This window comes from Blastomonas sp., assembly GCF_041747255.1.
GTDB lineage: Bacteria > Pseudomonadota > Alphaproteobacteria > Sphingomonadales > Sphingomonadaceae > Blastomonas.
Window position 1 is genome coordinate 1 of sequence record NZ_JBGTFM010000258.1, and the last position, 1,680, is coordinate 1,680.

Annotated in this window: 1 protein-coding gene and 1 pseudogene; both read left to right on the top strand. The window is 62.6% G+C overall.

Annotated features, from left to right (window positions below; genetic code table 11):
• Window positions 1–242: pseudogene (locus tag ACEW8G_RS08940) on the top strand (tRNA (adenosine(37)-N6)-dimethylallyltransferase MiaA); the annotation flags it as partial.
• A 225-nt stretch (window positions 243–467) separates the two neighbouring features.
• Window positions 468–1,680, top strand: a 1,213-nt coding sequence (ilvB, locus tag ACEW8G_RS08945; RefSeq protein WP_373488080.1) for a biosynthetic-type acetolactate synthase large subunit, incomplete at its 3' end; no start/stop codon positions are given.

The following is a 1,680-nucleotide window of genomic DNA, read 5'->3' on the forward strand; positions in this document are numbered from 1 at the left end:
TGCTGGCGCGGCGGCTGGACCCTGAGCTGCCGGTGATGCGCGCCATCGGCGTGCCTGAGATCGCACGGCTGAACAGCGGCGAGATCGACGCGGCGGCCTGTCTGATCGCCGGCCAGCAGGCGACGCGGCGCTATGCCAAGCGCCAGTATACCTGGTTCCGCCACCAGCCACCCGCGAACTGGAGACGTTGCGACGTGATATTATCGGATAACTTGGACGTTAATTTTGATATTTTATTTTAGAAACTTGTGTTGACACGGCATATTATATCACGTAGTGCCGCATCAATTCGGCGCTGCTGCTAGGCGCTATCGATATATCGACAACCCGGCGCAGGCATCCTGCGCCGGGTTGATTTTCGAAAAGGGTCCTGACAGCAGTCGCACAAGCGTGCGCAGGATTGGGTTTTGCATCATCGCCCCGCATTGTCTAAGCGGGGCAAATTCAAGCGGGTAAGGCTGAGCATCATGGCCGAATTGAGCGGCGCGCAGATATTGGTGGAAACGCTGGTCGAACAGGGTGTCGAGGTGATCTTCGGCTATCCCGGCGGCGCGGTGCTGCCGATCTACGACGCGATCTTCGGTCACCCCAGCCTGCGTCACATCCTTGTGCGGCACGAACAGGCGGCGGCGCATGCCGCAGAGGGCTATGCCCGCGCTACCGGCAAGCCCGGCGTGGTGCTCGTCACATCAGGGCCGGGCGCAACCAATGCGGTCACCGGCATTACCGATGCGCTGATGGATTCGATCCCGATGGTGGTCATCACCGGCCAGGTCGCGACCAACCTGATCGGCACCGATGCCTTTCAGGAGGCGGACACCATTGGCATCACCCGCCACTGCACCAAGCACAATTATCTCGTCAAGGACCCGGCAAAGCTCGCCACGACAGTGCGCGAAGCGTTCCACATCGCCACCAAGGGCCGCCCTGGCCCGGTGCTGATCGACATCCCCAAGGATGTGCAGGTCGCCACCGCCATGCATGACCGCGACGCCCCCGCCCGCCCCAACCAGCGCTATGCGCCGGTCACCGCAGGCACGGCGGTCGACATTGCCGAGGCCGCGCGGATGATCAGCGCGGCAAGCAGCCCGATCATCTACTCAGGCGGCGGCGTCATCAATGCCGGGCCTGAGGCGAGCACTTTGCTGCGCCAGTTGCAGGCGGTGACCGGCGCGCCGGTGACATCGACGCTGATGGGCCTTGGCGCCTTTCCCTCTGCGCATCCCGATTGGCTGGGGATGCTGGGAATGCACGGCACTTACGAGGCGAACATGGCGATGAACCGCGCCGATCTGATGATCTGCGTGGGTGCGCGCTTCGATGACCGGGTGACCGGGCGGCTCGATGCGTTTTCACCCCATTCGAAGAAAATCCACATCGACATTGATCGCTCATCGATCAACAAGACGGTGCGCGTCGACCTCGGCATTGTCGGCGATTGCGCCACGGTATTGCAGCAGATTCTGCAGGCGCTCGAAGCAATGGCGCATGAACCGCGCGACTTGTCTGAATGGCAGGCGCGGATCAAGGGCTGGCGCACCCGCCAGTGCCTCGCCTATCCGCCGAGCAGCAGCGAGATCATGCCGCAGCTTGCCATCGAGCGGCTGTATGCGCTGACCAAGGCCCACAACCCAATCATCTCGACCGAAGTCGGCCAGCACCAGATGTGGGCGGCGCAGT